This window comes from Cryobacterium sp. M91 (genome assembly GCF_002929615.1).
GTDB classification, from domain to species: domain Bacteria; phylum Actinomycetota; class Actinomycetes; order Actinomycetales; family Microbacteriaceae; genus Cryobacterium; species Cryobacterium levicorallinum.
Map to the genome: position 1 here is coordinate 24,988 of NZ_PJJT01000065.1, position 6,261 is coordinate 31,248.

Annotated in this window: 7 protein-coding genes; 6 read left to right on the plus strand and 1 reads right to left on the minus strand. The window is 61.8% G+C overall.

Translation table 11 applies throughout. The features are described from left to right. The first annotated feature begins 1 nt into the window (after position 1). The 6 genes from CXY80_RS02440 (at position 2) to CXY80_RS02465 (ending at position 5,683) form a co-directional block, all read left to right on the plus strand. Positions 2 to 1,126, plus strand: a complete 1,125-nt coding sequence (locus CXY80_RS02440; RefSeq protein ID WP_104131472.1) for a M23 family metallopeptidase — start codon at positions 2 to 4, stop codon at positions 1,124 to 1,126. Between the two features lie 172 nt (positions 1,127 to 1,298). Then, a complete protein-coding gene (locus CXY80_RS02445) occupies positions 1,299 to 1,748 on the plus strand; it encodes a helix-turn-helix domain-containing protein (RefSeq protein WP_104131473.1) in 450 nt (149 codons plus the stop codon). Between the two features lie 30 nt (positions 1,749 to 1,778). Then, positions 1,779 to 2,018: a hypothetical protein gene (locus tag CXY80_RS02450; RefSeq protein ID WP_158251533.1), complete on the plus strand. Its 240-nt coding sequence runs from the start codon at positions 1,779 to 1,781 to the stop codon at positions 2,016 to 2,018. Between the two features lie 192 nt (positions 2,019 to 2,210). Next, entirely contained in the window at positions 2,211 to 4,136 is a 1,926-nt protein-coding gene (locus CXY80_RS02455) for a hypothetical protein (RefSeq protein ID WP_104131475.1), read from the plus strand. Positions 4,137 to 4,449: 313 nt separating this feature from the next. Next, positions 4,450 to 5,208: an SDR family oxidoreductase gene (locus tag CXY80_RS02460; RefSeq protein WP_104131476.1), complete on the plus strand. Its 759-nt coding sequence runs from the start codon at positions 4,450 to 4,452 to the stop codon at positions 5,206 to 5,208. A gap of 244 nt (positions 5,209 to 5,452) precedes the next feature. Next, entirely contained in the window at positions 5,453 to 5,683 is a 231-nt protein-coding gene (locus tag CXY80_RS02465) for a hypothetical protein (RefSeq protein WP_199182211.1), read from the plus strand. A 347-nt stretch (positions 5,684 to 6,030) separates the two neighbouring features. Here the strand turns inward: CXY80_RS02465 and CXY80_RS02475 are convergent. Continuing rightward, positions 6,031 to 6,261: aldehyde dehydrogenase family protein (locus CXY80_RS02475; RefSeq protein ID WP_146070643.1), on the minus strand; the 231-nt coding region annotated here is incomplete at its 5' end.

Consider the following 6,261-nt stretch of genomic DNA (forward strand, 5'->3'; position numbering starts at 1 on the left):
GGTGGCTGACGGAAAAGGGACAGGCGCGCTGATTCTCATTGGTGCGCCCGTCGCGCTGGTCGCGACGGTGTTCTTGTTGATCGTTCTCGTGTTCTCGGGCACGGCAGCGACCGCCGCGTGCACGGGGCTGGCTGGGACGGTTGACCCCGAGACGGTGCCCACCGATCCCGTCGCTGGTTACTCCGGCGAGCAGCTGAAAAACGCCGCGCACATCATGAACGCAGCGAGTGCTCTCACACTGGACCGCACTGCCCAAGTTCTCGGGGTGATGACCGCCATGGGGGAAAGCTCGCTCGTGAACGTTGGCTACGGCGACGATCTGACCGGTGTCACTAACCCGGACGGCACCCCCACCAGTTCACTGGGCTTATTCCAACAGCAGTGGCGCCTGGGGACGTGGGGAACTCGCGATGAGGTGATGGACCCCACCCATGCCGCGACCGCGTTTTTCGAGCGCCTGGTCGGCGTGGCCGACTGGCAGAGCCTCGCGCCCACCCTCGCCATTCACCAGGTGCAGGGCAACGCCGACCCATTCCACTACGAAAGCTTCTTCGGCGCAGCCGACCAGATCGTGACCGCTCTCGCCGGCGACGGTGCCGCTGGTGGTGGCTGCGCCAGTGGCGCCGTCGCTCTGCCGCTGAGCGCCGGTTTCAATATGACCGGCGACTATGGACCGAGGGAGAGCCCTGTCGCGGGAGCGAGCAGTTGGCACCCCGCCGCTGATCTGCAGCATTACCCAAACCCCTGCGGTGACCAGATCTACGCGATCACCGGCGGAACCGTCACTCTCATTGCCGGCTACCAGGTCTCGATCAAATCCTCGGACGGCTACACCGTCTCCTACCTGCACATGAAACTTTCCGACGTGTCCGTACAGGTCGGCGACACTGTCACGACCGGTCAGCCGATCGCGCTCGTTGGCAACGAGGGACCCTCCACCGGATGCCACCTCGACCTTCGCATCAACACGGCGGGCAGTACAAATGACGCCGTGAACACCCTCACAGCAGGTGAGGATCTGGGCGGTCCGTTGGCGTCGGCGGGGTTTGTGAATCCGGAGGAATACTTCACCTTGTTCGGTATGGAATTGTGTCCGGCAGGTTCGTGTCAGAGGCAGTATTTATGACCCCGAATCAGACGCGCAGGCTCCCGGGCATAAAAATGGGGGTGACCTGCTGGAATAATGCCATAAGTGGTGTGGATAACAATGCTGATATTCACCCCACCAGCACGGACCGACCCGGTGACCGTTTGCCGCATATCCGAACCGGATTTTCACATGAAAGACACCGCCCCTGATGGACGATGAATACTGGGACACCTACCCAGAGACGCTGACTACCACCGACGTGGCCAAAATTCTCCACGTCGGAAAACCCGCCGTGTTCGCTCGACTCCACAGCGGCATCATCCCCGCGCACCAGGTCGTCGGTTCCTGGATCATCTTCAAAGCTGAAATTCGTGCGTGGCTTGACTCCACCAGCAACCAGGCGCCTGCCGGCCCACCGGCCCCCGTCGATGTGCTCGCCACATATGGCGACGAACTGAGCTTCCGCGACCTCATGGGCCTCTTCGACAAGACCAAGCCCACCATCTACCGATGGCTACAAACGGGCGAAATCCCCGCATATCACGTCGGAAATCGCTGGATTATTCACAAGGCCCAACTACGACAACGACTCCAAGAAACCAGCAACCAACAGCTCTCACAGGGCAAAACTCCCGACACGCCGTCGAAGAAGCCGTAGATGCGCGCATTTAACGTCCATGATGGATCCATGTCAGCAAACAAGGGAGTGCAGCGCCGCTCACGCGTTGCGAAACGCAATGATCTCGTAGAGGCTCGCTGGCGCATTCCGAAGGAAATCAAGGAAGAAGCCGAGCAGGCCGCCAAGGCTTCCGGTCTCTCAGAAGCACTCTACGTTGACCTTCTCCTACGGCAAGTCGCCAAGCAACACGGCGGCTTGCCTCGTTTTGCCGCAAACAGGTTGGAGCTGCCCATCTTAGACGTGGCTTAAACGAAAGGGCCCGCCGCTTCCGCGACGGGCCGACACAAGTTTCGTAGCTCAAACCCTCTCTGCTTCCAGGCGCCGAGGTCCGAGCTAATCAAAATCACCAGCCCTCACGGGAGGTTCTTTCATGCCCCCAAGAGTTGAATCGAAGGAGATGACACCATAGTAACCGATATATACCGTTTTGACGACGTTTCCGTGATTGAAACCCCGTTGGGCGTGTCTTCCGACCGGTGGACTGCCTGGGATTTGACGCGCCGCATCAGTCCGCGCGACCAGGTGCGTGTCATGGTGCGTGAGGCCGACGGTCAGCTACACATCAACCAATACCCTCGTTTGTTCCGTGTCGGGCCGGACGCACCCACCACGCCGTGGTGCATCCGTCTAACCGATGCTGCGCATCAGTTCCGGTTGCTGTGCTTCGACTTTGACGCGAAGACTTCTGATGCGGTGGAGAATGCCGTCGACGATTGTGACGCCCTCTCTGGTGTGCTTGATGAGCTCTCGATCGCTCACGTGGTTTGTCAGTCGTCGGCGGGTGGCGGCCGGCATGTGTGGATTGGTATTGCGGGTGGGGCTTCGCCGGCGATCGTCGCCGCTGTGGCGCGGGAGGCGCACGCGACGTACGACACTCTCGACCATGGCATGTTGCTGAACCCGGCCGAGGGCGCCGCGCGTCCACCTGGGGCTCCGCACCGGGATGGCAGCACCTCGACCGTGCTCCGCGGTCGCGCCGATGTCCTTGCGGCGCTGAAAACGATGCCTGGGGAACTGGAACGGCTTGCCGTGGTGCTGGGAGAGCGTAAACCTGCTCTCCGGCACGTCGATACCCGGCCCTCTGGCCCGGTCAATGGCGCGCACCGCACTCACCGGGATCTCAGCACGACGGGGGAAGGCCACATGGCGACCATTGATGGGGGTAGTAACCCGTCGTGGACGGCTTTCATGTGCCTGTTGACGGCCGCCAGCGCAGGGTGGACGCTCGGTGACGTAGAGCACGCGGCGAAGACTGCTCCCGGTATGGAGCATTTCCGCACGAAGAATACGGGCCGCGGCACGCGGAGGCCCCGCAGTGCGGGCGAAGCCCGCGATCGCTTGGCCCGCCAGTGGGCCAAGGCGCAGCAGTACGCGGCGCTTCAGCGCCCGCTCCCCGCCGCGCAGGAACCCCAAGATCTCACCGAGCTAGGCGCGATCGTCACCGACGTCGACGAGCTCCTGACCCGCCTTCGCGTCAACGCTGGCCGGTGGGGACGCACCGAGGCGGCCATTTCCCAGCGCACCATCCTGATCGCGCTGGCCTACCTCACCCTGCAGACCGGGAAGCACGCTGTCGCGGCTTCCATCCGCGATCTGGCTCTGATGTCGGGCCTGGGCCGGACGACCGCGGCAACTGCCCTCCACGCCCTCACCGAGGCCGGATTCATCCAGCAAGTGCGGAATGCTGACGGAGGAAATGCCGCCGAATGGGAGCTAACCGGCACGTTTTCCACAGCCCCTGACACAGTCCGGTCACAACTATCTAATAACCCCCGCCCCCCTCGCGAACTCTTCGCATTAAGGGCCGAGTTGGTACGCATGATCGAGAACCAACTGACCGACCAGCTCCATGACCTCTTCACTCGCAAGGGACTGGGACACCTCGCTGGAAGGATCTACACACTCCTGCGCGAGCACGCGGCCCTTACGATCGACTCTGCTGCCCGGCTCCTGGGGGTTTCCTCCCGGCACACCGCCACGATCTTGAGTCGACTCCGCCGACACCGACTCATCATCACTCACCCGGAGGGCTGGACTCGATCACGGCGGGACTTACGCACCTTGGCGGCTCGCGTTCTAGGTGTTGAGGGGATGCTCGACGCCCGGCGCGACTTGTATGGGGCGGAGCGTGAGGTGTGGGCGTGGTGGCAAGCCGAACACGCCACGATGACCAGTAGCCCGCGGCAGCGGCCGCGCCGGCCCCACGTGTCGAGTCGACCACTATTCGAGGCGAGCACACCCGGTGAGCGCGTTTGGCCGCGTTATCCGCGTTCACCGGATGGTCGGGCCGATCACCACCAGGCGCGCGAATATGTCGACGACGGGGTACTCAACCCGGAAAGCCGTTGGCAGCTTTCCGCCGCGTAGATATTGGTTCTGGCCAGTAGTAGGGGTGACTCGTGAAAAAGTGAAATATTCGACGATTGCATTCATTTGACCTGATGCAAGTGGTTTGAAACCCACTGCAACTTGGTTGAGGTGTCTGCCCCGCCTGTCGAGAGGGTGTCAGGTCGGGGGTCATACCTGCCCCGCACATTACCAGGGTCGCAATGCCTTTGAGTTTCGCGACCCTGTCTACCAACGCCGGTGAGTACGCTGGGTGTGTACTCGCCGATACGCGGGCTGCAGTCGCGAGGCGTACGTTACCCGCTTAGGTCTGAAGAGCCTTGAAAGGAAGCACATGAAGATCGTCGTCGTCGGAGGAACTGGACTCATTGGTAAGCCTTTGGTCGAGTTGCTGCGCAATGCGGGCCACGACGTCGTCCCTGCTTCACCCTCAACGGGCGTCAACACGCTGACCAGGGAAGGGGTTGCCGAGGCGTTTGCCGGTGCGGACGTTGTCGTCGATATTCCGAATTCGCCGTTATTGGAGGACGAGGCTGTGCTGGAGTTCTTCCAAACATCGACTCGCACTATCGTTGACGCAGCCAATTTCGCTGGCGTGGGGCACCACGTAGTGTTATCTATTGTCGGCGCGGATCGGATGCCCGACATTGGCTATATGCGCGCCAAAGTGGCCCAAGAGAACATCGTCAAGAACAGCGGTTCTCCGTACTCGATAGTCCGTGCTACGCAGTTCTTCGAATTTCTCGCCGGTATCGCTGAAGGAACTGCTGACGAGATGACGGTACGACTTTCTCCAGTGCTCATGCAGCCCATCGCTGCAGCCGACGTCTCCGAAGTCCTCGCCGAAGTTGCGACAACAACCCCGACCAATAACACCTGGGAACTCGCCGGCCCCGAAGCCCTCCCCATCGTCGAGCTCGGACGGCGCGTGTTGACCAAGGCCGGAGATATCCGCAAAATTGTCACAGACCCGGCCGTCGGATACTTCGGCGGCAACGTCAACGACACGTCCCTTACTCCTGGAAATGACCCGGTCCTATCGCACCGACTGGCAACAACGAGTCTTGACGAATGGCTGAGCCGGACCCAATAGCTCTCAACCTGAACGGTCCGGACGTCCTGCGCGGATCCTCAGATCATCCCGTGTCCTCGGGCCTTTTCGCCGCACCGAGACCTTTGGGTTGCACGCCCCTAAACCCAATAGCTGGAACGCTCAGGCCACCCTCTTAGGGAGCAGGTACGGGGGTTGAGCCGCATTGGAACGGTCAGTCACGTTTAGAGGGGTCAGCTCACGAAACGGAATAAGTAACACGGCGAGTTCCGGGTCGGCGCAGCTGTTGTTAGCGCACGTTTCCGTTCCAGTCTCAGACCCCAAGAACGGGTTAGAAGCCGCACGTCGTCGCGGTCAAGTCGGGGGCCGGCCACCAGTCGTCGACGGCGACAAGCGAGCTGCCATCCTCGCCCGCCGCGCACGCGGCGAACCCATCCGCACCATCGCCACCGCCGTGGGAGTCTCGATCGGCGTCGTCCACAAGACCTTCACCCAGCCGACACTCACACCCGAGTGAGTCCGGTAAGGCTGCAAGAACCCGCCAGCCCAAGCCCGCGAGACACCCAAACGTGACTAACCGTTCCAATGCGGCTCAACCCCCGAACCCGAAGTGAACGGGCCCTGGCGCGATCTGGTTAATCGAGTCAAGGCCACCAACGGAATGTAGCCGCCCAAACTCGTTCGGTTACATTGTGGGTCTAACTTGTTCAACTCGCGGTTGCTAAGGAACAGCGCGAGTACGACCTGCGCCAGGCGCTGCGAGAGCGGTAGGACATCCGCGAGGCTACACGCGCGATGTTCACACGCCGCAGCATCGGCGACTGAACGGCGATCTCCGCGTCGGCCGCGGAGGTCTGCGATGGGTTAGCCGATGCGGATAAGTTTTTTGTTCACGAACTCGCTGGCACCGAAGCGTCCAAGTTCGCGCCCGAAGCCGCTTCTTTTCACCCCGCCGAATGGCAGCTCTGCGCTGTCTGCGCCGACGAGGTTGACGTAGACCATGCCGGCCTCGATGCGGTCGGCGACCCGCAGTGCCTGCTCGGGATCGGTCGTAAACAGGTAGGAGCCGAGCCCGAACGGAGTGGCGTTCGCAAG